Source organism: Pseudomonas sp. IT-P100 (assembly GCF_949767185.1).
GTDB classification, from domain to species: Bacteria; Pseudomonadota; Gammaproteobacteria; order Pseudomonadales; family Pseudomonadaceae; genus Aquipseudomonas; species Aquipseudomonas fluorescens_B.
The window spans coordinates 305,285-328,317 of sequence record NZ_CATKQK010000033.1 but is presented as its reverse complement, the minus strand read 5'-3'; the positions used below and the strand labels follow the sequence as shown (position 1 = coordinate 328,317).

Genomic DNA, 23,033 nt, shown 5'->3' with positions numbered 1-23,033 from the left:
GGCGGTCCGGTATCGGTCGTTTATCCGAGGCAGGCCAAACATCATTCGAAGAAAGGGGAGAGTCATGCGCGAGAGTGACGGCATCGAGCTGGAGAGTGCGATCCTGGCGTTGTCCATGGTCGGCGATTTGAGTATGGGCCAGCCCTTCGACCAGTCACGCCGTACGGCTCGCCTGGTGCAGTTGCTCGCGCAGTCGTGCCACGGTGCCGGTGAACACACTGAGGTCGCACGGCAAGTGGCCTTGCTGCGTTGGTCAGGGTGTACGGCCAATGCGGAGGGTTTTACCCGTTTGCTGGGCGATGACGTCGAAGGCCGCAACGCCATGCTCAGCCAGACACTGGGCGCGGCAGGCTTGCGCGCGATGCGCAAATCGGCGCCGTTGGCCGTGGTGCATTGCGAGGTGTCGGGCGATATCGCACACACGCTGGGCCTGAGCGCACCGGTCGAACATGGGCTGCGACATGTGTTCGAGCAGTTCGACGGTGAAGGCAAACCCTTTGGCTTGCGCCATCCCGAGGTGCCTGAGGTGGTCTATCAAGTGTTGCTGGCCGGTGATCTGGAAATCCTCTCCCGGGTTCACGGACTGGAGGCGGCACTGGAGTGGATCGCGACCAAGGGCGATCGTCGCTACCCGGCATCGCTGGCGGCAGAACTTGCGCTCAATGCCAAAGACTGGCTGGAATCGTTGCGCGTGCCGCAAGACGTTCGTTCGCAACCGCATCGAAGCGAGGGGCAGGTTGCGCTGACGCTGGTCGGGGATGTGATCGACCTCAAGCTGCCTTGGTTGGCGGGCTACTCACGCCGGTCGGCCGAACTGGTCAGGGAGGCCGCGAGGTTGTGGGGCTTGTCGGACCAGTCGGCTGACCAGGCCGCGAAAGCCGCGCTGATTCATGGCGTCGGCCGGGCGGCGGTGCCCAACCGAATCTGGAACACGCCGGGCGTATTGCTGGACGGTGATCTCGAACAGGTCCGGCTGGTGCCTTACTGGACGTCGCGCACCTGCGGCCAGATTCCCGAACTGACGGCGCCGGGTCGGCTGGCGGCGAATGCCTATGAACGACTGGATGGCAGTGGCTACTTCCGTGGCCTTGAGGGCGATGCCTTGCCCGCCGAACAGCGTTTGCTGGCGGCCACGCTGGTCTGGCAGGCATTACGTGGCGACCGGCCGTGGCGTGCGGCTTTCAGCGACAGTGACGCCGAGCGTCTCTTGCTCGACGAAGCCGCGCGGGGGCGTTTTGACCCCCAGGCCTGCCAGGCAGTCATCGCGGCGGCTCGCGGCGAGAGCGTCGTCGCACCCAGGGGAAATGCCAGCCTGCTGAGCGATCGCGAGACGCAAATCCTGCAACGCATCAGCATGGGCGGCAGCAACAAGGAGGTGGCGCGCCAGCTCGGCATCAGCCCGAGCACGGTGCGCACCCATGTCGAGAGTGTGTTCCGCAAATTGCAGTGCACGACCCGTGCGGCCGCGACACTGAAGGCGCTGACGCTCGGATTGATATGACCCTCAAATGGGGATGTGTGTGGTCGACAACACCTGGCGCAACCCCATGAAAGAGCGAATCTGCCGAACCCCCGGCAGGTAAAGCAACTGCTCGGCGTGCAGCCGGTTGAAGCTGTTGCTGTCCTTGGTGCGGATCAACATGAAGTAGTCGAATTCCCCCGTCACCACATGGCACTCCATACACCCGGACACTTTCTGTGCCGCGGCTTCGAAGGCGGCGAAGGATTCCGGCGTCGAGCGGTCCAGCACCACGCCGATCAACACCACCATCCCCGCGTCCAGCGCGTCGTTGTCCAGCAGCGCGACGATGCCCTTGATCAGGCCCGCCTGCTTGAGGCGTTCGACTCGCCGCAGGCAGGCGGGGGCGCTCAGTTTCACCTTCTCGGCGAGCGCCACATTAGAGATGGAGGCGTCTCGCTGCAGGGTCTTGAGAATGGCGCGGTCGGTCCGGTCCAGCGTGAGCGGCTCCGCACCTGGAGTGCCGGGTTTCTTGTGATTATTTGTTGCGCTCATGGTCATTTCTGCACAATAAAAGTCTGTTTTAAGTAATAACTGCTGATTGATGTTTCTTTAATGGATTGAAACTTGCAACACATATTTTTCGCTTTGTTCTTAATATTGAACTCATCGAAGTCGCCTGAAACAGCCTGGAAATGCCGTTTTTTTGTCTTTCGGTCTGGCGCTTGGATATCCAATAATCAAGGAGCAAAGTCATGAACCTGAATCGCTTCAAACGTTATCCGCTGACCTTCGGTCCTTCTCCCATCACGCCCTTGAAACGCCTCAGCGAACACCTGGGCGGCAAGGTCGAGCTGTATGCCAAACGTGAAGACTGCAACAGTGGCCTGGCCTTCGGCGGCAACAAGACGCGCAAGCTCGAATACCTCATTCCCGAAGCGCTCGAACAGGGCTGCGACACCCTGGTGTCCATCGGCGGGATCCAGTCGAACCAGACCCGTCAGGTCGCGGCCGTCGCTGCCCACCTGGGCATGAAGTGTGTGCTGGTCCAGGAAAACTGGGTGAACTACTCCGACGCCGTGTATGACCGGGTCGGCAATATCGAAATGTCTCGCATCATGGGCGCCGACGTACGACTGGACGCCGCCGGGTTCGACATCGGCATTCGGCCCAGCTGGGAGAAGGCCATGAATGATGTGGTGGAGCGGGGCGGCAAACCGTTTCCGATCCCGGCGGGGTGTTCCGAGCATCCGTATGGTGGCCTCGGTTTCGTCGGTTTCGCCGAGGAAGTCCGCCAGCAGGAAAAAGAGCTCGGCTTCAAGTTTGATTACATCGTGGTCTGCTCGGTGACCGGCAGCACCCAGGCGGGCATGGTGGTCGGGTTTGCCGCCGACGGCCGTTCGAAAAATGTCATTGGCATCGACGCCTCGGCCAAACCGGAAAAGACCAGGGCGCAGATCCTGCGTATCGCCCGGCACACCGCCGAACTGGTGGAGCTGGGGCGCGAAATCATCGAAGAGGATGTGGTGCTCGACACGCGCTTCGCCTATCCGGAATACGGTTTGCCGAACGATGGCACGCTGGAAGCCATTCGTCTGTGCGGGCGTCTTGAAGGCGTGCTGACTGACCCGGTGTATGAGGGCAAATCCATGCACGGGATGATTGAAATGGTCCGCCGTGGCGAATTTCCCGAAGGTTCGAAAGTGCTTTACGCGCACCTGGGCGGGGTACCGGCGCTGAATGCCTACAGTTTCCTGTTCCGCAACGGCTGAAAAAACTGTGGGAACGGACCGTTCAACCGCTGGGAGTAACGCCATGCATGCGACATCGCAATCCGCAGTCTGGATCAAGGAACCGTCGGCGGAGGCCGGGGTGGTCATCGTCACCAGCGCCGCTTTGCCCAAATACATGATCGACAAGCTGCACATGGCGATCGATGACTGGGATCAGGTGGCTTATCTGGCCGTCAAGCAATCCCGGGAATTGATGCTCGACTGGTTGCGGGTCGGGTTCAACCCCGAACAGTCGCCGCGGGTCGACGCGTGTGACGCCAGTCAATTGCTGCGCTACGTTTCCAAAGGCAGCTTTTTACTGGACGTCGAAGTCGGCGCGGCCCCTGGCCTGGCCTGGCTGGGCTCTGTCTGTGGTCACCCGTTGCGCGTCGTCGAACTGGGAGAAGTAGCGTCCTCCAGTGCGGCGATGGATCGACAGGTGGAAGCGGTTCTATCGGCCACCCGGAGCCTGGCGAAAAGCGTGCTGCAGGAACGCTGCGGCATTTAGCAATCAGCCACCCCCAAACAAGAAAGGCGAAGCCTATGAGCCAAACTGCCGACTGTCGCAAAGCCATGAAATGGATGCGCGAGCCTTCAAGTTGCACGCGTATCGTCGTCATCGCGTCCGGACTTGAAAGCGATCATATTGACTTGCTCCACCAGGGCTTCAGCTGTTTTGACAATGTTGCGATGATCCATGTCGAGACGGCGAATGTCGTCTCGGCGGAGCGTTCCATCCTCGAGGCGATGGAGCACGTCAAAAGCCTCGCCCGAGCCAGCCATTCGCGCCACCTTGAAGTGTTTCCCGACACCTGCAGGAGTTGCCCATGAACCCGTCCGACATTCATGCCCAATTGCCGGGCCAGACCGCTGAAGATGCCCAGGAAATCGCTGAATGGCGGGATGCCTTGCTCTCGGTCATCGCCCATGGCGGTGCCGGGCAAGCCGCGCAGATCATGGACATGCTGGTGGCGCTGGCCAGCACTGCCGAGATGAACTGGCGGCCGCGCCATGGCACGCCCTACATCAATACCATCAGCGTTGAGCAGCAGCCGGTGTTTCCGGGCGATCTGGCGATGGAAGAACGCCTGGCCTCGATCATGCGCTGGAATGCGCTGGTCATGGTAGCCCGGGCCAACCAGGCCTATGGGGAACTCGGTGGTCACATCGCCAGTTATGCCAGCGCTGCGGACTTGTTCGAGGTGGGCTTCAACCACTTCTTCAAGGCGCGTACCGAAAGCAGCGGCGGAGATCTGGTGTTTTATCAGCCGCACTCCGCGCCGGGCGTTTATGCACGGGCCTTTCTGGAAGGTCGCCTGGAGGAAAAGGACCTGCAGCATTATCGACAAGAGATCGGCGCGCGCGCCCAGGGTGCCCGAGGCCTCTCGAGTTACCCGCACCCGTGGTTGATGCCGGACTTCTGGCAGTTCCCGACCGGCTCGATGGGCATCGGCCCGATCAGCTCGATCTACCAGGCGCGCTTCATGCGATACCTGGAGCACCGCGGCTTGCAAGACACTGCCGGGCGCACTGTCTGGGGCGTGTTTGGCGACGGTGAAATGGATGAGCCGGAAAGCATGTCGGCCCTGACGCTGGCGGCGCGTGAAGGGCTGGATAATCTGGTGTGGGTGGTCAACTGCAACCTTCAGCGGCTGGACGGTCCGGTGCGGGGCAACGGTCGCATCATCGATGAATTGGAGGCGCTGTTCGGTGGGGCTGGCTGGAACGTCATCAAACTGGTCTGGGGTTCCGACTGGGACGGCCTGTTTGCCCGGGATCACGACGGTGCGTTGGTCAAGGCCTTGTCCGCCACGGTCGACGGCCAGTTCCAGACCTTTGCCGCCAAAGACGGGCGCTTCAACCGCGATCAGTTCTTTGGCCAGAATGAAGCCCTGACGCATCTCGCCCAGGGCCTGACCGATGAACAGATCGACCGCCTCAAGCGCGGTGGCCACGACGTGGTGAAGATTTTTGCCGCCTACCACAGCGCGATGCGTGAGGGCAGAAAGCCCACGGTGATTCTGGCGCAGACCAAGAAAGGCTTCGGCATGGGCGACGCCGGGCAGGGCAAGATGACCGTTCACCAGCAGAAGAAACTCGACAAGGAGGCCTTGATCGCCTTCCGTAACCGTTTCAATTTGCCGCTGACCGATGAACAGGCCACCTCGCTGAGCTTCTTCAAGCCCGCCGACGACAGCGCCGAAATGCGTTACCTGCATGAACGTCGCCGTGCCTTGGGCGGGTACATGCCGTCGCGACCGACAACGTCGGCGTCATTGGCGGTGCCCGATATCAACAGCTACGCCGGGTTCGCCATTGCCGCGGAAGGCAAGGAAATGTCCACCACCATGGCGTTCGTGCGGATGCTCAGCGGTTTGCTCCGGGACAAGCAACTGGGGCCGCGCATCGTGCCGATCGTGGCCGATGAGGCGCGCACGTTCGGCATGGCCAGCCTGTTCAAACAGATCGGCATCTACTCCAGCGTGGGCCAGCGTTACGAACCGGAGGACATCGGTTCGATCCTGAGTTATCGGGAAGCCCTGGATGGCCAGATTCTCGAAGAAGGCATCAGTGAAGCTGGCGCGATCAGTTCCTGGGTCGCCGCGGCGACCAGCTATTCGGTGCATGGCCTGCCCATGCTGCCGTTCTACATTTACTACTCGATGTTCGGCTTCCAGCGCGTCGGCGACCTGATCTGGGCGGCGGCTGACCAACGGGCACGCGGGTTCCTGCTTGGCGCCACGGCGGGCCGCACCACGCTGGGCGGCGAAGGCCTGCAGCACCAGGACGGTAACAGCCACCTGATGGCAGCGATGGTGCCCAACTGCCGTGCCTACGATCCGGCGTTCGCCGGTGAGTTTGCGGTGATCCTCGATCACGGCATGCGCCAGATGCTGGAGCGCCAGGTCGACGAGTTCTATTACGTCACGCTGATGAACGAAAACTACCCGCAGCCCAACCTTCCCGACGGTGTCGAACAGGCGATTATCAAAGGCATGTACCTGTTCGCCCGACACGAAGTCGAGGATGCACGCGGCAGCGTCCAGTTGCTGGGCTCCGGCGCGATCCTGCTTGAAGTGATCGCGGCAGCCGAGTTGCTGGCCAGCGACTGGAACATCGACAGTGAAGTGTGGAGCGTCACCAGTTTCGTCGAACTGGCCCGCGAGGCCCGCGAAGTGGAGCGCTGGAATCGCCTGCATCCCGGACAACCGGCGCGGCGCAGCCACGTTCAGGAATCGCTCAACGACGCGGCGCCGATCATTGCCTGTACCGATTACGTGCGCGCCTTGCCCCAGTTGATCGCGAGTTATCTGCCGGCGCGTTACACCGTGCTCGGCACCGACGGTTTCGGTCGCAGTGACACCCGCGGCAGGCTGCGCGCGTTTTTCGAGGTGGATCGCCATCAGATCGTCTTGAGCGCGCTGACGTCACTGGTTCAGGAAGGACTCCTCGATGTTGGCGTGTGCGCCGAAGCGATTGCGCGCTACGCGATTGATGTGGACGCCATCGCGCCTTGGGAAGCTTGAAGCCGGGCTTCAGGTCGAGTCGAATTATCAGGAAATGGTCATGAAGAATGTGCATGAAGTGCGAATGCCCGACATTGGCGATGCCAAAGATGTCGGTGTCATAGAAATACCGGTCAAGGTGGGCGATGCGGTGGTCGAAGGGCAGACCCTGATCATCGTCGAGACCGACAAGGCGTCCATGGAAATTCCATCGCCGCAGACGGGTGTGTTGCAATCGTTGGTGGTCAGGCTGGATGACAAAGTCAGCGAGGGATCGCCGATTGCCTTTATCGAAAATGAAGGGCGATTGGCGACGTCTGCGCCCAGCATAGAGCCCGTTGCAACGGTCGCGGCGCCTCTGTCGGTGGCTGCGCCAGCGTTGCTCATCGAAGCGTTTGATCCGCCAACGGACTTGCCGCTGGCATCGCCGTCGGTTCGCAAGTTCTCTCGTGAGTTGGGTGTTTCGCTCAAGGCCATTCAGGGCACGGGTCTACGTCGTCGCATCACCAAAGCCGACGTGTCGGCCCATGTGAAAGGCGTACTGACAGTAACTGAAACCGGTGTTCAGCCATTAGGCGGATTGCTGCCCTGGCCGGTGGTGGATTTTGCCAAATACGGGCCGGTGGAAACCCGGACACTGTCGAGAATCCGCAAAATCAGCGGGGCGAACCTGCATCGCAATTGGCTCATGATTCCCCACGTGACCAATCATGACGACGCCGATATCACGCAGCTCGAACAATTCCGCGTGCAGGTGAACAAGGAAAAGGCCGGCAGCGGGGTCAAGTTGACGTTGCTGGCGTTGTTGATGAAAGCCTGTGCCGGCGCGTTGAAAAAATTCCCGGAGTTCAATGCCAGTCTCAAAGGCGACGACTTGGTGTTAAAGCGCTATTGCCACATCGGTTTCGCCGCCGATACGCCTGAAGGGTTGGTCGTCCCCGTCATCAAGGACGTCGATCAGAAAGGCGTGCTGGCGATTGCCCGGGAAATGTCGGTGCTGGCTGAAAAGGCGCGGGGGGGCAAATTGAGCGTTGCCGAGATGAGTGGCGGCTGCTTTTCGATCTCGTCGTTGGGCGGTATTGGCGGGACGTATTTCACGCCGATCATCAATGCGCCGGAAGTCGCCATTCTCGGGGTGGGCAAAAGCACGGAACGACTCGCGCTGGAGGGCGGGCAGGTTGTCGCGCGCAATATTCTGCCGTTGAGCCTGAGTTGGGACCATCGAGTGATCGATGGCGCGGCGGCGGGGCGTTTCAACGCGTATCTGAGCAGTGTGCTGGCGGATTACCGCCGGTTGGTTCTGTGACCCGGTTGCCGGTTTACCGGGTTCGTTCAGTCACTTAACTGACAACTTCCCCGGTCGCGGACACAATTCAGATACATAAGTGCGGTTTCATGGGACCGTCCAACCCTCAAAGAGGCTTTTGCCATGTTCCGCAAACTGCAGCTTGCCGCCAGGTTCCTCAGCCAGAGCACGCGCCTGATGGTGGGCGTTCCGGATTATGACAACTACGTCGCGCAGATGAAGCGCAATCATCCGGACGAATCGGTCATGAGCTATTCAGCTTTTTTTCGTGAACGTCAGGAAGCACGCTACGGCAAACGCAGTTGCACGACGCGGTGCTGCTGAACGCCGGTTGATCGGTGGTCACCGAAAGGCCTCGTCCTCTCTGAGAGGGCGAGGCTTTTTGCGTTTCATGGTTAGCAAACTGTCCGCATGCAGCCACTTTAATTCGGAGCCTGCAATCAGTAATGTGTCACACCGACATTTGGATGGAGCCGAATCATGCCCCTCACTCACCGCCCTGTACGCGCTGAAGATGTTCTGGCGATCTGCAATTTCCCGCAAACCCCTGAAGAACTGTTTTTCATGTTTCCGAAGGGGCAGTACCCGCTGACGGACGCCCAATTACTTGCATCGATTGCCCAACGTTCTGACTCAACGGTGGTTGAAGAGGATGGCTCTGTGATTGGTTTTGCGAACTTTTACAGGTTTGAGCGAGAAGGCGTGTGCGCGATCGGCAATGTGATCGTGGCACCCAGGGCCCGGGGAAAGGGCGTGGCGAAATTTCTGGTGGAGACGATGGTGGGGCTGGCGATCGATCGTCACCAGGCCAGTGAAGTGCAGATTTCATGCTTCAACGAAAACACGGCGGGACTGCTGCTGTATCCGCAGCTCGGATTTATGCCGTTCGGTATTGAGGAACGGCTCTCGCCGGATGGTCGTCGGGTCGCACTGTTGAACATGCGGTTGCTGACCCACGCCTGACCCTCGGACATCCCCTTACAAGCGCAAACAATCCCGCCCCGTGCTCATCCTGTCGCGTGACTAGACTAACCAAGGTTATCGAACGACAGGAGCGACAACCGTGGCGCTACTCCTATGGACTCATTGATCACAGCTGCCGCGCGGGCACTGGCGGCGGGCGACCCGCTCGGAGCGCTGGACCGGGTGGCGTTGCGTGACGATGCGCCCGCGCTCGCGTTGCGCGGTATCGCCATGGCGCAACTCGGCGATCTGGTTCGGGCGAAAGCGCTGGTGAAAAGCGCCGCACGTGCATACGGGCCGAAAGAGGCATTGGCGCGGGCGCGGTGCGTGGTGGCCGAGGCCGAAATTGCGCTGGCTTCGCGCGACCTGGGCTGGCCAGTGAAGGCGCTCGAAGCCGCACGGGTGACGCTGGAGGCGCACGGGGATCGAGTGAACGCCGCTCACGCGCGGTATCTGCAGATTCGGCGACTGTTGCTGATAGGGCGCCTCGACGAGGCTGACGCTCTGCTCGCTGCGCTGGACCCTGCAACGCTGCCACCGGTTTTACGCGCCGCCCATGAATTGGTGGCGGCGGGTATTGCGATCCGTCGCCTGCAATCGCAAACGGCCCGGCATGCCCTGACGAGGGCCGAGCATGCCGCGCGCGAGGCGGGTATCCCGGCGCTCACTGCCGAGGTCGAAAACGCCTTTCTCGTCCTGAATTCCCCGACAGCGCGTCTGATCGCCCATGGCGAAGAGCGACCGTTGTTACTGGATGAAGTTGAAGCGGTGCTCGGGTCGACCGCGTTGGTGGTGGACGCCTGCCGTTATGCCGTGCGCGGCGCCGGCATGTCGGTTTCCCTGGCCAGGCGCCCGGTGCTGTTCACCCTCGCGCGGGCGTTGGCCGAAACCTGGCCGGCGGACGTATCGAGGGAGACACTGATTCGCCGGGCGTTTCGCCTGAAGCTATCGGACGAGTCCCATCGAGCGCGCTTGCGTGTTGAAGTCGGGCGCCTGCGCGCGGCGCTGAAACCCTTGGCGGGTGTCGTCGCCACCCAACACGGGTTTGCGCTGGTGGCGCTGGTTTCATCCGACGTGGTGGTGCTGGCGCACCCGATCGAAGAACGATACGCGGCGCTGTTTGCGTTGCTCGCCGACGGCGAATCCTGGTCAAGTTCAGCGTTGGCGTTGGCCCTCGGCACCAGTCAGCGCACGGTGCAGCGCGCACTCGACGCGCTGGCGGCGGCCGGAAAAGTGCAGCCATTCGGACGTGGCCGGGCCCGGCGCTGGATGACCCCGCCGATGCCGGGTTTCGCGACGACCTTGTTACTCCCGGCGCCCCTGCCGAGTGACTAGGATGGACCTCACGAACCCCTGATGAGGAAACCGAAATGAAACACTCAAGCGCAGAAATCCTCCGCGAGTATGGCCCGTTCACCGGCGTCGACAGCGTGCATGGCGTGACCTGGGACGGTGAGCGCGTCTGGTTTGCCAGTGGCGAAAAACTCATCGCCCTCGACCCGCAAAGCGGCAAGACCTTGCGTTCAATCGATGTCACCGCGGATGCGGGTACGGCGTTCGATGGCCAGCACCTGTTCCAGATCGCCGCCGACCGCATCCAGAAAATCGACCCGCAGTCCGGCAAGGTGCTCAATACCATTCCCGCACCGGGCGGCGGCAATGATTCCGGGCTGACGTGGGCTGAAGGCACACTGTGGGTGGGGCGGTATCGCGACCGGAAAATTCACCAGCTCGATCCCGAGACCGGCGCGATTTTGCGCACGATCGAGTCCAACCGCTTCGTTACCGGGGTGACCTGGGTGGAGGGGCAGCTTTGGCATGGGACGTGGGAAGGCGACGAGAGCGAACTGCGTCGCGTCGATCCGAAAACCGGGGAGGTGCTGCAGAGCGTCAAGATGCCGACCGGAGTCGGCGTATCGGGACTTGAGTCAGATGGCGGCGATCAGTTTTTCTGCGGCGGCGGTGGCAGCGGGAAGGTGAGGACGGTACGCCGGCCTGCATGACGCTCACTGCGTTACCGGCCTCAAGGCGCTCCAAACAGCATCGTCCAGTAAACCCCTTCGTCACTGCGCGAATCCGTCGCGTAGGCGGCTCCCACTTGAGTGAACAGCGGGCTCATCAAGTTGGCGCAGTGTCCGGGGCTGGCGAGCCAGCCTGCCATTGCCTTGCTCGGTGAGCCTTGCCCCGCGGCGATGTTTTCGCCGATCTGGCGGCCACGGAATCCGGCCGCTCTTGCACGGTCGGCGGGCGTATCACCGTCGGGATCGCGGTGTGCGAAGTAATTTCCGTAGGCCATTGCCTTGCTGTGGCCCTGGGCTGCGGCCCCGAGGCTGGCGTTCCAGGCGAGTGGTCGGGCGGCGGCGAAACGCTGACGCCCGCAGAGGCGCGGTTTGGCCCGCGCGGCGTTGACCTGGGCGAGCAAGGCCCGGCTGACGGCTCGTGTGTCGTCCATTTGGCTGTCCAGTACTGGCCGCGCCAGCACCACTTGCCATTCGCTGCGGCTGCGACTGACGCCGATATCGGCGTATTGGCTGTCCAGCAATGCCATGCAGTAGTCGCTTTGCAGCAGGTCGAAGGCCTCTTCGGCATCTTGCGCGCCGACCACACGCAGGGTGCGCACGGTCACTGCCTGATAACCGGAAGCTTTCAACCGGTCCCGCAAGCCGCCGCCGTAGCCGATCGGCAAGGCCAGGTTGGATTTCAGCGTCAACGGTGACAAACGTTGGGCGGGACGCCGCTCGCAGCGCTGCGGGTGTGCACGGTAATCGTTGATGGCTTCCACCAGTTGCCGTTCCGCGCCGGCGTGGGCGGGGCGGGTGGTAAAAGAAAGCAGGGTGAACAGGCACAGCGAAGTCAGGCGCAAGGCGTGGTCGGTTTGGCGCATGGAGGGACAGCTCTGAAGAGATGACAACGATTAGGGGAGGAATTGGCGCCGCTGTAAGACTGGGGAGTTCAAACAAGGTTCACGGCGCAGGAGGGCATATTTACCGGGGCCGCCACGCGTCTGACGGACGTACCGTTCGATGCTGTTTTGCCAGCCAGCAAGATCCACACCTCTCGCCCGCTATCTACGCGCCCCAACCCTCCCGCACCGCCGTGCGAATCCCCTCCAGCAACATCGCAAACGCCGGGTTGTCATTGTTCTCCCGCCAGATCAGATGCAATTCGCTCTGCACCCCTTCGCCCAGGTCGATATCGCGAAACACCACATTCTTGAACACCACACTGCTGGCGCAACGCGGCACCAGCGCCAACCCCATGCCGGCGTTGACCAGCGCCAGAATCGTCAGCGACGAGCCGAGCCATTGCACGTATTCCGGGGCGACGCGGGCCGAGCGCAGCATCCCGGTCAGCAGTTCGTTGAACGGCGGGTAAGCGGCGTGGGAGTACATGAGAAACGGTTGGGCATCGAGGTCGTTGACCGACACGATTTCAGCGCTGGCCAGCCGGTGGTTGCTGGGCACAGCGAGGACAAATGGCTCGCGCACCAGGCATTCGGTGGCGTAACCCGGCTCCAGCAATGGCGCACGGACGATGCCCAGATCGATACGGCGGGCACGCAAGGCTTCGTGCTGCTGGTAGGTGTTCATTTCCGACAGGTCGATTTTCACCTGCGGTTGTTTGAGCCGCGCTTCGGCAATCACCTTGGGCAGGAATTCGTACACCGCACTGCCGACGAAACTGATGTTCACCGTGCCGATATCGCCTTCGGCGAAGCGTCGGGCGGTGGCGGCGGCTTGTTGGGCGCGCTCCAGCAGGTTCTGCGCTTCGATGAAGAAAGCGCGGCCGGCGGCGGTCAGGGCGACGCTGCGGGTGGTGCGGGTGAACAGCTCGACGCCCAGATGGTGCTCCAACAGTTGAATCTGCCGGCTGAGCGGCGGCTGGGTCATATTCAACCGTTCGGCGGCGCGGCGGAAATTGAGCTCGGTCGCCACCGTGGTGAAGCAGCGCAATTGCGTCAGTTCGAACATTGATCTAATCCAGGTATCAATCGAATGCCAAGTTAGATTAGACGGGATCAATGTCCGCGTCCATGATCGGCCCGTCCCTAAAAAAACAATGAACGGGAGTCGCCCCTTGAATACCCTCCAGAGTCCGCCGGACCCGACTGTGCTCGCCCGCGCAGCGGCCAAGGTCAAGCGCCACGTGCTGCCGCTGTTCGTGGTGATGTTCATCGTCAACTACATCGACCGGGTCAACATCGGCTTCGTGCGCAGCCACATGGAAACTGACCTGGGCATCGGCGCCGCCGCCTATGGCCTGGGCGCCGGGCTGTTCTTCATCGGTTACGCAATCTTCGAAGTCCCCTCCAACATGCTGCTGCAACGCTACGGCGCCCGCGCCTGGCTGACGCGCATCATGTTCACCTGGGGCGCGGCGGCCATGGCCATGGCGTTCGTGCGCGGCGAAACCAGCTTTTATGTGCTGCGCTTCATTCTCGGCGCGGCCGAGGCGGGTTTCTTCCCCGGCATCATTTACTACTTCACCCAATGGCTGCCGTCGACCGAACGCGGCAAGGCCATGGCGATCTTCCTCAGTGGCTCGGCCATTGCCTCGGTGATTTCCGGGCCAGTCTCCGGTGCCTTGCTGAACGTCAGTGGTTTCAGCCTGCACGGCTGGCAGTGGATGTTCCTGATCGAAGGCTTTGCCTCGATCGTGCTCTGCGGGTTTGTCTGGTTCTGGTTGCAGTCCCATCCGCGTGAGGCGAACTGGCTGAGTACGGAAGAAAAGGACGCACTGGTGAGCGCCATCGCGCTGGAGCAGCAGGCCCGCGAAACCACGCAGACAGTGAAGCCGTCGATGTTCAGATTGCTGGCTGACAAGCAGATTGCGCTGTTCTGCTTCATCTATTTTTCCATCGCCCTGACTATCTACGGCGCCACCTTCTGGCTGCCAAGCATGATCAAGAAAATGGGCAACCTCGGCGACTTCCAGGTCGGCCTGTTCAACTCGATTCCGTGGATCATTTCCATCGTCGCGATGTATGCCTTCGCCGCCATGGCCAGCAAATGGAAACACCAGCAGGCCTGGGTTGCGTTGACCTTGGTGATTGCTTCGTTCGGCATGTTCATGTCCACCACGGGCGGGCCGATTTTCGCCTTCGTTGCCATCTGTTTTGCGGCCATTGGCTTCAAGGCTGCCTCGGCGTTGTTCTGGCCGATTCCCCAAGGCTATCTGGACGCACGCATCGCGGCGGCAGTGATCGCGTTGATTAACTCTATCGGCAACCTGGGCGGTTTTGTTGCGCCGACGGCGTTCGGTTTACTCGAGCAAAAAACCGGATCCATCGAAGGTGGCCTCTACGGTCTGGCAGCCACTTCACTGGTGGCGGCAGTGGTGATCTTCTTTGCCCGCACGGCACCGCGGGGCGATGCACACAACGTGCTGAAGGGGAAACCGGTCGATACCGCAGCAGCGCCCACCTCTTTAAGTCACCCCGCTTTGAAACCTGATCCAAAGGGAGCAGCCTCTTGAAAATCAAACGAGTCACCGTCACCCCCATCGCTTTCCGTGATCCGCCGCTGCTCAATGCCAGCGGGATTCACGAGCCTTTCGCGCTGCGCTCGATCATCGAAATCGAAAGCGACAATGGCTACATCGGCCTAGGTGAAAGTTACGGCGATGCGCCGGCGCTGTTGATCCAGCAACAACTGCAATCGCAACTGATCGGCCTTGACCCGTTCAATCTCAATCAACTGCGCCGCATCGTCCAGGCCACCGTGGCGGCGAACAAACCCGCGAGCATTGCCGGTGCCGAACTGGCGCCGGGCTCACACGCCAGCAAAGCGGTGAGCAACGCGTATTCGGCGTTCGAAGTGGCGTTCCTGGATTTGCAGGCACATTCGTTGAACGTGCCGTTGGTGGACCTGCTGGGCGGGGCGATCCGCGATGAGATTCCGTTCAGCGCCTACCTGTTTTTCAAGTACGCGCAACACGTCGATTCACCCTATAAGCCAGACAATTGGGGCGAGGCGCTGAATGAAGAGCAGATCGTCGCCCAGGCGCGGCGGATGATCGAGGCTTACGGCTTCAAGAGCATCAAGCTCAAGGCCGGCACGTTGCCGCCGGAGCATGAAGTGTCGTGCATCAAGGCGCTGAAAAAAGCCTTCCCCGGCTATCCGCTGCGCATCGACCCGAACGGCAACTGGTCACTGGAAACCTCGATTCGCATGGCCGAGCTGCTGGGCGATGACCTGCAATATTACGAAGACCCGACGCCGGGCCTCGACGGCATGGCCGAGCTGCACAAACGCACCGGTTTGCCGCTGGCGACCAACATGGTGGTCACCGATTTCGACGAGTTCCGCCGTAGCGTGGCGTTGAACAGCGTGCAGATCGTCCTCGCCGATCACCATTACTGGGGGGGGCTGCGTGACACTCAGGCGCTGGCGAAAATGTGCGACACCTTTGGTCTCGGCGTGTCGATGCATTCCAACTCGCACCTGGGCATCAGCCTGATGGCGATGGCGCATGTGGCGGCGGCGGTGCCCAATCTGGATTACGCCTGCGACACCCATTACCCGTGGCAGGAGCCGGATGAAGAAGTGATCAAGGGCGGCAAGCTGCCGATTGTCGATGGCTGCGTGAAAATCACCCGTGCACCCGGGCTGGGCCTGGAACTGGATCAGGATCAGCTCGGCAAGTTGCATGATCAATACTTGACCTGCGGCATTCGTCAGCGCGATGACGTGAAACAGATGCAGCGCTACAAACCGGACTGGAAAGCGCTTAAACCGCGGTTTTGAATGCGCTCAGCAAACGCTCGATCTGTGCCTGCTCCCAGCCGCTGAGCAAACTCACCGGGTCGGTGCCGTAACGTTGCCAACTGTCGAAGCTGCCCTCGCGGCCATCCGGGCTCTGGCAATGCTGGCAGTGGCGCAGGTGGGTGCCGTCGACATCGAGGGTCAGGCGCCAGCCCTCGATATCGACCTGCACCACGCCGGGCTCGGCCGGTTCGCCCGATAGTCGCAGCGGGCGAACCTCCAGCGCGGCATCACGCAACAGCTGGTAAATCTCACGGGCGGTCAAGGGCGGCACAGCGGTCTCCGGCAAGTAGGTGTGTCGGTGGTGTTTGCGTGGTTTACGGCGAAATGATCCCGTGATCGATCGCGTATTTCACCAGCGCCGCCGGTTTGTCGATGTTGAGTTTGCGGCGGATGCTCAGGCGATGGGTTTCTACGGTGCGCACGCTGATGTCCAGGTCGCGGGCCATTTCCTTGTTGTTCATCCCTTGCGCCATTTTGTACAGCACCTGACTTTCACGGGGCGTCAGCTCGTTGTCGGTACTTTTATCGGCGATGAGCCGCTGGGCGATTTCAGCGCTGTAGAACGTCCCGCCGCTGGCAATGGCTTCGATAGCCGCAATGATTTCCCGTGACGGCGCATTCTTCAGCACATAGCCGCTGGCACCTGAGCGAACGGACTCACTCACGTATTCGTAATTGTCGTACATGCTCAGCACCAGCACTTTGAGCGACGGGTACTGGCTGCGCAGCAACCGGGTCAGCTCCAGGCCGTTCATGTCTTTGAGGCTGATATCGACCAGCAACAGATCCGGCTGACAGCGCCCGACCATCTCTATGGCGTCCGCGCCATTCTCGGCTTCGCCGACCACTTCCAGCGGGGCCATGACAGACAGCAGCGCCTTGATCCCGTCGCGGACCAAAGAGTGATCGTCGACCAGGGCGACGCGGATCGGGGAGGGCAGGTTCATCACGAGTATTCACTCTTATTGTCAGGTCAGCGTTTTGCGCCGGGCATTTTCATCGGCAGCAGCACGTCCAGCTCACTTCTTCCCGGCATCGAGATCAGGTCGAATCGACCGCCAAAATGCTCGACACGCTCACGGATATTGCGCAGGCCAATCCCGGCATGACGCCGTTCGACCTGGGCGACGTTGAAGCCGACACCGTCATCGACCACCGTCAGCCGTATGGATTCTTCAGACCCGTGCAGGTTGATGGAAACGTTTTTCGCCTGTGCATGGCGTTCAATATTGGTCAGGCCTTCCTGGACGATGCGGAACAGCGAGACCGCCGCGCCATCGACCAGGTGGCAGTCGAATTCGTTATCGTTGTAGGTCACCGTCAGCCCGCTGCGCTGCTCGAACTCCTCGGCAAGTTGACCGATGGCCGCGGACAGGCCCAGGGTGTCGAGCAAGGAGGAGCGCAGGTCGTGGGAGAGGCTGCGAACCTCGCCAATCGCGTCTCCCAGCCGCTCCGTGGCCTCTCTCAAAATACTCAAGCCTTTGTCCTGTCCATTCTCCAGGACATGGCTGGCCAGTTCGAACTGGAACTTGATGGAGACCAGGACCTGACTGATGCCGTCGTGCAACTCTCGGGAAACCCGCGAGCGTTCTTCTTCTTGCAAACTGACGATGCGCTGGGTCAGGCGTTGCAGTTTTTTGTCGGCCAGACGGTGTTCGCTGACATTCAGGGTCATGCCGCTGGCAAACACGAACAGCACGGCCACGAGCGCTACGGCGGCAATCGCCAGCATGGTTTTGCGAATGCCCATCGCCACTTCGTCTCGGGCCTGCTGAGTGGCGCGTTCAACGTCTTCAAGGTAGATGCCGGTGCCGAGCATCCAGCCCCAGCGATCCAGCATCACCACGTAGGCGAGTTTGTCGGTCACCTCGCCAGAGGAGGGTTTGTTCCAGGCGTAGCGCTGAAAACCTTCGCCGGATTGCGCGCTCTTGAGCAAGGCCTGGATCACCGGCAGGCCGTGCGGGTCTTTCATGTCCCACAGATACTGACCCACCAGATCCGATTGCCGCGCGTGCATCAGGCTGCGACCCTCGCGGTCGTACACGAAGAAGTAGCCATTGATGCCGAAGCTGAGCTTGCGCAGTTCTTCCAGCACTTGCTGCTGGGCGCGCGCGTCACCGTGGCCGTCGTCGTACAGCGGCGCGATCAGGCTCTGGGCCATTTCCACGTAGTTTTTCAGTTCGGCGCGCTTGCTGGCCAGAATGCTGTCTTCGATCAGCTGCGCCTGTTGATCGCCCAGTTGACGGTTCAGGGAAATCACCAGCGCACAGATGACTGCGATCGCCAGCACCAGCGGCAGAATCCCGAGCGCGACGATTTTGTGTTTGAGCTGCATCTGGGCTCCTGAGGACTTTGTAGGAGCGAGCTTGCTCGCGAAGGTCGTCAATGAAAACGCGTGTTGGCTGGATTTACGCGTTGTTCTTGAGTCCATCGCGAGCAAGCTCGCTCCTACAGGGACGGCATTAGGCGAAGGCGGGCATCATATGCCAAAGAGATGCGCGTCCAGTAGCGCTGCTGGACGGAATGACCTGTGGTTGGGAAGTCAGCGAGTTGAAAACACAAACCCCTGTGGGAGCCAGCCTGCTTGCTCCCACAGGGGTATTGCATTTCAGCTGCGAGATCAGTGGTCTCTACGTAGAACTACGTAGAGACCACGTACGTAGTAACGCGGATTTATTTGTGGACGGCATGCGCGGATATTGGGCCAGCTCCGCACAGCGGACACAATTATAAAAATTACCGCCGCAGTCACTGGCTGTCGGCAGGAGACACGCTATGCCCCGTCTGGCTAAACACCTCGCCTGGTTTGCCGTGGCTGTTCTGGGAGCGTTTGCGCTGAGTGTCGTGGCCCTGCGCCGCGGCGAAGCGATCAACGCCCTCTGGATCGTAGTCGCAGCCGTCGCCATCTACCTCGTTGCTTATCGCTACTACAGCCTGTTCATCGCCAACAAGGTGATGCAACTCGACCCCAATCGAGCCACCCCCGCTGTCCTCAATAACGATGGTCTGGACTACGTACCGACCAACAAACACGTACTGTTCGGTCACCACTTCGCGGCCATCGCCGGCGCAGGTCCGCTCGTCGGTCCGGTTCTGGCGGCGCAGATGGGCTACTTGCCCGGCACGCTGTGGCTGATTGCCGGCGTGGTGCTGGCCGGTGCGGTTCAGGACTTCATGGTCCTGTTCATGTCCACCCGCCGCAACGGTCGCTCCCTGGGCGATATGGTCCGTGAGGAAATGGGCCGCATCCCCGGCACCATCGCGCTGTTTGGCTGCTTCCTGATCATGATCATCATCCTCGCGGTGCTGGCGTTGATCGTGGTCAAAGCCCTGGCCGAAAGCCCGTGGGGCATTTTCACGGTGATGGCGACCATCCCGATCGCGATGTTCATGGGCATTTACATGCGCTACATCCGTCCGGGTCGTATCGGTGAAATCTCCGTCATCGGCGTATTGCTGCTGCTCGGCTCGATCTGGCTCGGTGGGCAGATTGCTGCCGATCCGGTCTGGGCCAAGGCCTTCACTTTCACGGGCATCCAGATCACCTGGATGTTGATCGGCTACGGTTTCGTTGCTGCGGTACTGCCGGTGTGGCTGATCCTGGCACCGCGTGACTACCTCTCCACGTTCCTGAAAATCGGCACCATCATTGCCTTGGCGATCGGCATCCTGATCACCATGCCTGACCTGAAAATGCCGGCATTGACCCAATTCATCGACGGCACCGGGCCGGTATGGAAGGGCGGTCTGTTCCCGTTCCTGTTCATCACCATCGCCTGTGGCGCGGTGTCGGGTTTCCATGCGCTGATTGCTTCCGGCACCACGCCGAAGTTGCTGGCGAGTGAGGGTCATGCTCGCTACATCGGTTACGGCGGCATGCTGATGGAATCCTTCGTGGCCATCATGGCGATGGTCGCCGCTTCGGTAATCGAGCCGGGCGTGTACTTCGCCATGAACAGCCCGGCGGCCATTGTCGGCGCCGACGCTGTGTCGGTTGCGCAGACCGTCAGCAGCTGGGGTTTCCTGATTACCCCGGAAGCCCTGCAAGCGGTGGCCAAGGACATCGGTGAAACCACCATCCTGGCCCGCGCCGGCGGTGCTCCGACCCTGGCAGTCGGTATCGCGCAGATCCTGCACAACATTCTGCCGGGTGAAAACACCATGGCGTTCTGGTACCACTTCGCGATCCTGTTCGAAGCGCTGTTCATCCTGACCGCGGTGGACGCCGGCACCCGTGCCGGACGCTTCATGCTCCAGGACTTGCTCGGCTCCTTCGTGCCGGCGCTGAAGCGTACTGATTCCTGGACCGCCAACCTGATCGCCACCGCCGGTTGTGTGGCGATGTGGGGTTACCTGTTGTACCAGGGCGTGATCGATCCGCTGGGCGGCATCAACACCTTGTGGCCGCTGTTCGGTATCTCCAACCAGATGCTGGCCGGTATCGCGCTGATGTTGGCCACCGTCGTACTGATCAAAATGAAACGCCAACGCTACGTCTGGGTCACCATGCTGCCGGCGGTGTGGCTGCTGATCTGCACCGTTACCGCAGGCTTCATCAAGCTGTTCGATGCCAATCCGGCCATCGGTTTCCTCGCGCTGGCCAGGAAATACAGCGATGCACTGGCCAACGGTCAGGTGCTTGCCCCGGCCAAAAGCATCGAGCAGATGCAGCACGTGATCTACAACGCGTACACCAACGCAACGCTGACTGCGCTGTTCCTGTTCGTAGTCTTCAGCATCCTGTTCTTTGCCCTCAAGGTCGGTATCGCCGCCTGGGGTACCAAGGAACGCACGGATAAAGAAGCGCCATTCCAGGCCATACCGGACGCTTGATCGAGGATTGCGAACATGTTCAATGACCTGAGTCGCCTCGGTAAATACCTCGGTCAGGCCGCGCGCCTGATGGTCGGCATGCCCGACTACGACAACTACGTCGAGCACATGCAGAGCAAACACCCGGACAAGCCGGTGATGAGTTACGAGGTGTTCTTCCGGGAGCGCCAGGAAGCTCGTTACGGCAGCAAGGCCGGGCCGAAGTGCTGTTGACCCGGTTGTCGGCTTAACAGCAATCCCTGTGGGAGCTAGCCTGCTAGCGATGACGGCTGAACATTCAACATCCTTGTTGATTGACAGTCCGCCATCGCTAGCAGGCTAGCTCCCACAGTTGTTTTGTATGCAGCAACTTTCAGGGTTTACGTTCGATAATGGTTCGCGCGGGCTCATTGCGACAAATCAGTTGATCCCGGTAATGGTCACAAATCGCTTTCAGCACATCGGCCGCGCAGGCCCCGCTTATCCTTCTATCAATGGCAAAACTCGCCACGTCTCCTTTCAGTTGAATATCCACCCCTGACACTGTCTCCAGTCGCTGTTTGATCTCCCCAAGCGTCCAGGGCTTATCCTTGAAAATAATACTGTCGGCCGGATAGTGGTTATTCAGCCACCCATAGATGCCGCCCAATACAGCGAAGCAAGTCAGCAGGCACAGCAGGGGAGGCGGCAACTTCAAGTGGACTTTGTCATAGATGATTTCCGTGAGCGCTTGCCAGAATTTCAGGTGAAAGGACAAACCAAGGCCCAGAAGCAGCAAGATCGCGGCAGCGATCATCGCCACCATCAAACCCGTCCGGTCAAGGTCCGATAATTCTTCAAGGCATGTGAAGTTCATGACCTTCACCTCTGTGCTGGCGAGAAGTAAAGAACGCGCAGTTGAATATCCTTTCTGTAATTGATCTGGACATAACCGCGACCCAGTTCAACCTTGCTCTCGGTATCCCACTGGAGGGTATGCGGCTCTTTTTTTCCGAGGAAAATCGCTTCCAGTTCGCCGCTGTATTTGTGTGCCACGTCCTGAATCACGGCATCCAGCTGCTTGATCGGCGCTTCTGCTATTTGCGGGGCTGCGCGAAACAGGCTGGCGCGGGCCATGACGGGCAAACTGCGCTCTATGAATTTTTGCTCGCTCAGAGGCGTGACGTTGCCTGTTTTTACGAACTCGAGATAACGACTGAAAATATCCGGTGCGACGTCTAACTGGGCCTGCTGAGTATTAGTTCCCAGCCTCGGGTTGGTCAGCACATCTGGATTGGCGCCGATACCGGCGAAAGAGATCTCGCAGATACTGGCCTTTGCGTACATGAATACACCACAGGCACCACTCGTGCCGTAGGCTTGATAGTCCCGGCTGCTGAACTCGCACTCGCAGGTTTTGACATCGGCCAGAGCGTTGCTTGCAACCGATGCAGCAAGAAGGAGCCCGCCAAGCAATCCGGCGGATAATCTCGGATATAAAAGCATAGGAAGGTCGACCTCATTTCATGTAGAGGAAGATGCGTTGTGTTGAGCGTAGCGGGAGGCTGAAATCTTTGCCTGTGCAGGGAAGGGCATTCAATCGCGGGTTACGGCAATTCCTCCCATTTGACATCGGTCAAACCGGACTTTTCAGCGTGGTCGAGCAGGTTCGCATGATTGCCCTGAGCGTTGTCTGCCCCATACAAAAGGCCCACGCCTGCGTGCAGACACGCGTAATACCACGCATCTTCATCGGTCATGTGAGTGTCCGGCTGGACAAACATTCGACGCGAGTGATTCAAACAGTAGGTGATTTCAAAATGCCGAGAGCGCATCAGCCAATTCTCCAGGTGATGCGGCTCGGACATTAGTGGCTTAGTGCCAGTTCCCTTTTATTTTTCGGGCGTCTTCCTGACACTGCAAAACGCGGAGGGTATTTTTGTCCTGAGAAAGCGCTCCATTTGTTGAAGTTCCTCATGCGCCGTAACAAGCGGCCAGAACAATGAGCGCAAGAAAACAGATCAACTGAACGCAATAGAAGGCAAACCGAACCGCCACGAACGCATCGGTTTGTACGTGGGCTACGTGAACCAGCGACTGGCAAACACGAGCGATCAGGACGAGTGTGGACAAGTAGTTCACTGCAGCGCTGTTGACCCCAAGGGCTGAAATCACGAGCACGATGGCGCCAAAGACAGGCAGGTTTTCCACACAATTGGCATGTGCTCTCATCCCGCGCCGATACCAGTCCTCGCCATCGACCTGATCGCTGCGGAAAGAGGCAATCGGAACATTCGAAAACAGGATTCTGATCCAGCGATACACCCCGACGGTTGCCATCAACAGCAGCAAAGTCCAGGTCGCAAACCCAAGCAACATCCACATCGGTATCGTCATGGCGGCGATCCTCGATCAATCATTTTCAGCACGTCATTCCCCAGCCGCGCGACCGATGTGTGGTCGGCCGCG

General features: G+C 60.3%; 24 protein-coding genes. 14 read left to right on the top strand and 10 right to left on the bottom strand.

Annotated elements, in window-relative coordinates:
• The first annotated feature begins 64 nt into the window (after positions 1–64).
• Positions 65–1,501, top strand: coding sequence for an HD domain-containing phosphohydrolase (locus ACM6IQ_RS21910; protein WP_017339282.1), 1,437 nt, complete (start codon positions 65–67; stop codon positions 1,499–1,501).
• Between the two features lie 3 nt (positions 1,502–1,504).
• On the opposite strand, the gene ACM6IQ_RS21905 is transcribed toward ACM6IQ_RS21910, so the two are convergent.
• Entirely contained in the window at positions 1,505–2,014 is a 510-nt protein-coding gene (locus ACM6IQ_RS21905; protein WP_017339281.1) for an Lrp/AsnC family transcriptional regulator, read from the bottom strand.
• A gap of 200 nt (positions 2,015–2,214) precedes the next feature.
• Between ACM6IQ_RS21905 and ACM6IQ_RS21900 the strand changes: the two genes are divergently transcribed.
• From ACM6IQ_RS21900 to ACM6IQ_RS21860, 9 genes are all read left to right on the top strand, one after another.
• Positions 2,215–3,231, top strand: coding sequence for a 1-aminocyclopropane-1-carboxylate deaminase (locus ACM6IQ_RS21900; RefSeq protein WP_414879828.1), 1,017 nt, complete (start codon positions 2,215–2,217; stop codon positions 3,229–3,231).
• A 43-nt stretch (positions 3,232–3,274) separates the two neighbouring features.
• Entirely contained in the window at positions 3,275–3,739 is a 465-nt protein-coding gene (locus ACM6IQ_RS21895) for a transketolase (RefSeq protein ID WP_414879827.1), read from the top strand.
• 35 nt (positions 3,740–3,774) lie between these two features.
• Positions 3,775–4,062, top strand: a complete 288-nt coding sequence (locus ACM6IQ_RS21890) for a hypothetical protein (RefSeq protein ID WP_414879826.1) — start codon at positions 3,775–3,777, stop codon at positions 4,060–4,062.
• Positions 4,059–6,758, top strand: coding sequence for an alpha-ketoglutarate dehydrogenase (mdeB, locus tag ACM6IQ_RS21885; protein ID WP_414879825.1), 2,700 nt, complete (start codon positions 4,059–4,061; stop codon positions 6,756–6,758). The genes ACM6IQ_RS21890 and mdeB overlap by 4 nt, the downstream gene beginning before the upstream one ends.
• Before the next feature lie 40 nt (positions 6,759–6,798).
• Positions 6,799–8,043 carry a dihydrolipoyllysine-residue acetyltransferase gene (locus ACM6IQ_RS21880; protein WP_414879824.1) on the top strand — a complete coding sequence of 415 codons (1,245 nt, stop codon included), beginning with the start codon at positions 6,799–6,801 and terminating at the stop codon, positions 8,041–8,043.
• 123 nt (positions 8,044–8,166) lie between these two features.
• On the top strand, positions 8,167–8,367 hold the full coding sequence (locus ACM6IQ_RS21875; RefSeq protein WP_017339275.1) for a YbdD/YjiX family protein: 201 nt from the start codon (positions 8,167–8,169) through the stop codon (positions 8,365–8,367).
• 156 nt (positions 8,368–8,523) lie between these two features.
• On the top strand, positions 8,524–9,006 hold the full coding sequence (locus tag ACM6IQ_RS21870) for a GNAT family N-acetyltransferase (RefSeq protein WP_017339274.1): 483 nt from the start codon (positions 8,524–8,526) through the stop codon (positions 9,004–9,006).
• 114 nt (positions 9,007–9,120) lie between these two features.
• Positions 9,121–10,341: a hypothetical protein gene (locus ACM6IQ_RS21865; protein WP_017339273.1), complete on the top strand. Its 1,221-nt coding sequence runs from the start codon at positions 9,121–9,123 to the stop codon at positions 10,339–10,341.
• Between the two features lie 35 nt (positions 10,342–10,376).
• A complete protein-coding gene (locus ACM6IQ_RS21860; protein WP_017339272.1) occupies positions 10,377–11,009 on the top strand; it encodes a glutaminyl-peptide cyclotransferase in 633 nt (210 codons plus the stop codon).
• A 20-nt stretch (positions 11,010–11,029) separates the two neighbouring features.
• Here ACM6IQ_RS21860 and ACM6IQ_RS21855 read toward each other — a convergent pair whose 3' ends face one another.
• Positions 11,030–11,890 carry a CAP domain-containing protein gene (locus tag ACM6IQ_RS21855; protein ID WP_017339271.1) on the bottom strand — a complete coding sequence of 287 codons (861 nt, stop codon included), beginning with the start codon at positions 11,888–11,890 and terminating at the stop codon, positions 11,030–11,032.
• Between the two features lie 184 nt (positions 11,891–12,074).
• Positions 12,075–12,977 (bottom strand): LysR substrate-binding domain-containing protein, encoded by a 903-nt coding sequence (locus ACM6IQ_RS21850; RefSeq protein WP_414879823.1) that lies wholly within the window; start codon positions 12,975–12,977, stop codon positions 12,075–12,077.
• 106 nt (positions 12,978–13,083) lie between these two features.
• On the opposite strand from ACM6IQ_RS21850, the gene ACM6IQ_RS21845 reads away from it, so the two are divergent.
• Both ACM6IQ_RS21845 and ACM6IQ_RS21840 read left to right on the top strand, forming a co-directional pair.
• Positions 13,084–14,481, top strand: a complete 1,398-nt coding sequence (locus ACM6IQ_RS21845) for an MFS transporter (protein WP_414879822.1) — start codon at positions 13,084–13,086, stop codon at positions 14,479–14,481.
• Positions 14,478–15,752, top strand: a complete 1,275-nt coding sequence (locus ACM6IQ_RS21840) for a glucarate dehydratase family protein (RefSeq protein ID WP_017339268.1) — start codon at positions 14,478–14,480, stop codon at positions 15,750–15,752. The genes ACM6IQ_RS21845 and ACM6IQ_RS21840 overlap by 4 nt, the downstream gene beginning before the upstream one ends.
• Here the strand turns inward: ACM6IQ_RS21840 and ACM6IQ_RS21835 are convergent.
• From ACM6IQ_RS21835 to ACM6IQ_RS21825, 3 genes are read right to left on the bottom strand one after another with little or no spacing between them, the layout of a single operon-like run.
• Positions 15,736–16,044 carry a hypothetical protein gene (locus ACM6IQ_RS21835; RefSeq protein ID WP_017339267.1) on the bottom strand — a complete coding sequence of 103 codons (309 nt, stop codon included), beginning with the start codon at positions 16,042–16,044 and terminating at the stop codon, positions 15,736–15,738. The two genes, ACM6IQ_RS21840 and ACM6IQ_RS21835, sit on opposite strands and share 17 nt — an antisense overlap.
• A 43-nt stretch (positions 16,045–16,087) precedes the next feature.
• Positions 16,088–16,720 carry a response regulator gene (locus ACM6IQ_RS21830; protein ID WP_017339266.1) on the bottom strand — a complete coding sequence of 211 codons (633 nt, stop codon included), beginning with the start codon at positions 16,718–16,720 and terminating at the stop codon, positions 16,088–16,090.
• Positions 16,721–16,746: 26 nt separating this feature from the next.
• Entirely contained in the window at positions 16,747–18,108 is a 1,362-nt protein-coding gene (locus ACM6IQ_RS21825; protein WP_414879821.1) for a cache domain-containing protein, read from the bottom strand.
• A 440-nt stretch (positions 18,109–18,548) separates the two neighbouring features.
• Here ACM6IQ_RS21825 and ACM6IQ_RS21820 point away from each other — a divergent pair, with 440 nt between their 5' ends.
• On the top strand, positions 18,549–20,606 hold the full coding sequence (locus tag ACM6IQ_RS21820) for a carbon starvation CstA family protein (RefSeq protein ID WP_017339264.1): 2,058 nt from the start codon (positions 18,549–18,551) through the stop codon (positions 20,604–20,606).
• A 15-nt stretch (positions 20,607–20,621) separates the two neighbouring features.
• Positions 20,622–20,819, top strand: coding sequence for a YbdD/YjiX family protein (locus ACM6IQ_RS21815; protein WP_017339263.1), 198 nt, complete (start codon positions 20,622–20,624; stop codon positions 20,817–20,819).
• 139 nt (positions 20,820–20,958) lie between these two features.
• On the opposite strand, the gene ACM6IQ_RS21810 is transcribed toward ACM6IQ_RS21815, so the two are convergent.
• From ACM6IQ_RS21810 to ACM6IQ_RS21795, 4 genes are all read right to left on the bottom strand, one after another.
• Positions 20,959–21,441 carry a hypothetical protein gene (locus ACM6IQ_RS21810; RefSeq protein WP_414879820.1) on the bottom strand — a complete coding sequence of 161 codons (483 nt, stop codon included), beginning with the start codon at positions 21,439–21,441 and terminating at the stop codon, positions 20,959–20,961.
• A gap of 5 nt (positions 21,442–21,446) precedes the next feature.
• Positions 21,447–22,070 carry a hypothetical protein gene (locus tag ACM6IQ_RS21805; RefSeq protein ID WP_414879819.1) on the bottom strand — a complete coding sequence of 208 codons (624 nt, stop codon included), beginning with the start codon at positions 22,068–22,070 and terminating at the stop codon, positions 21,447–21,449.
• Positions 22,071–22,171: 101 nt separating this feature from the next.
• Positions 22,172–22,399: a DUF6555 family protein gene (locus ACM6IQ_RS21800; protein WP_414879871.1), complete on the bottom strand. Its 228-nt coding sequence runs from the start codon at positions 22,397–22,399 to the stop codon at positions 22,172–22,174.
• A 139-nt stretch (positions 22,400–22,538) separates the two neighbouring features.
• A complete protein-coding gene (locus ACM6IQ_RS21795; protein WP_414879818.1) occupies positions 22,539–22,961 on the bottom strand; it encodes an MAPEG family protein in 423 nt (140 codons plus the stop codon).
• Between the last annotated feature and the right edge of the window lie 72 nt (positions 22,962–23,033).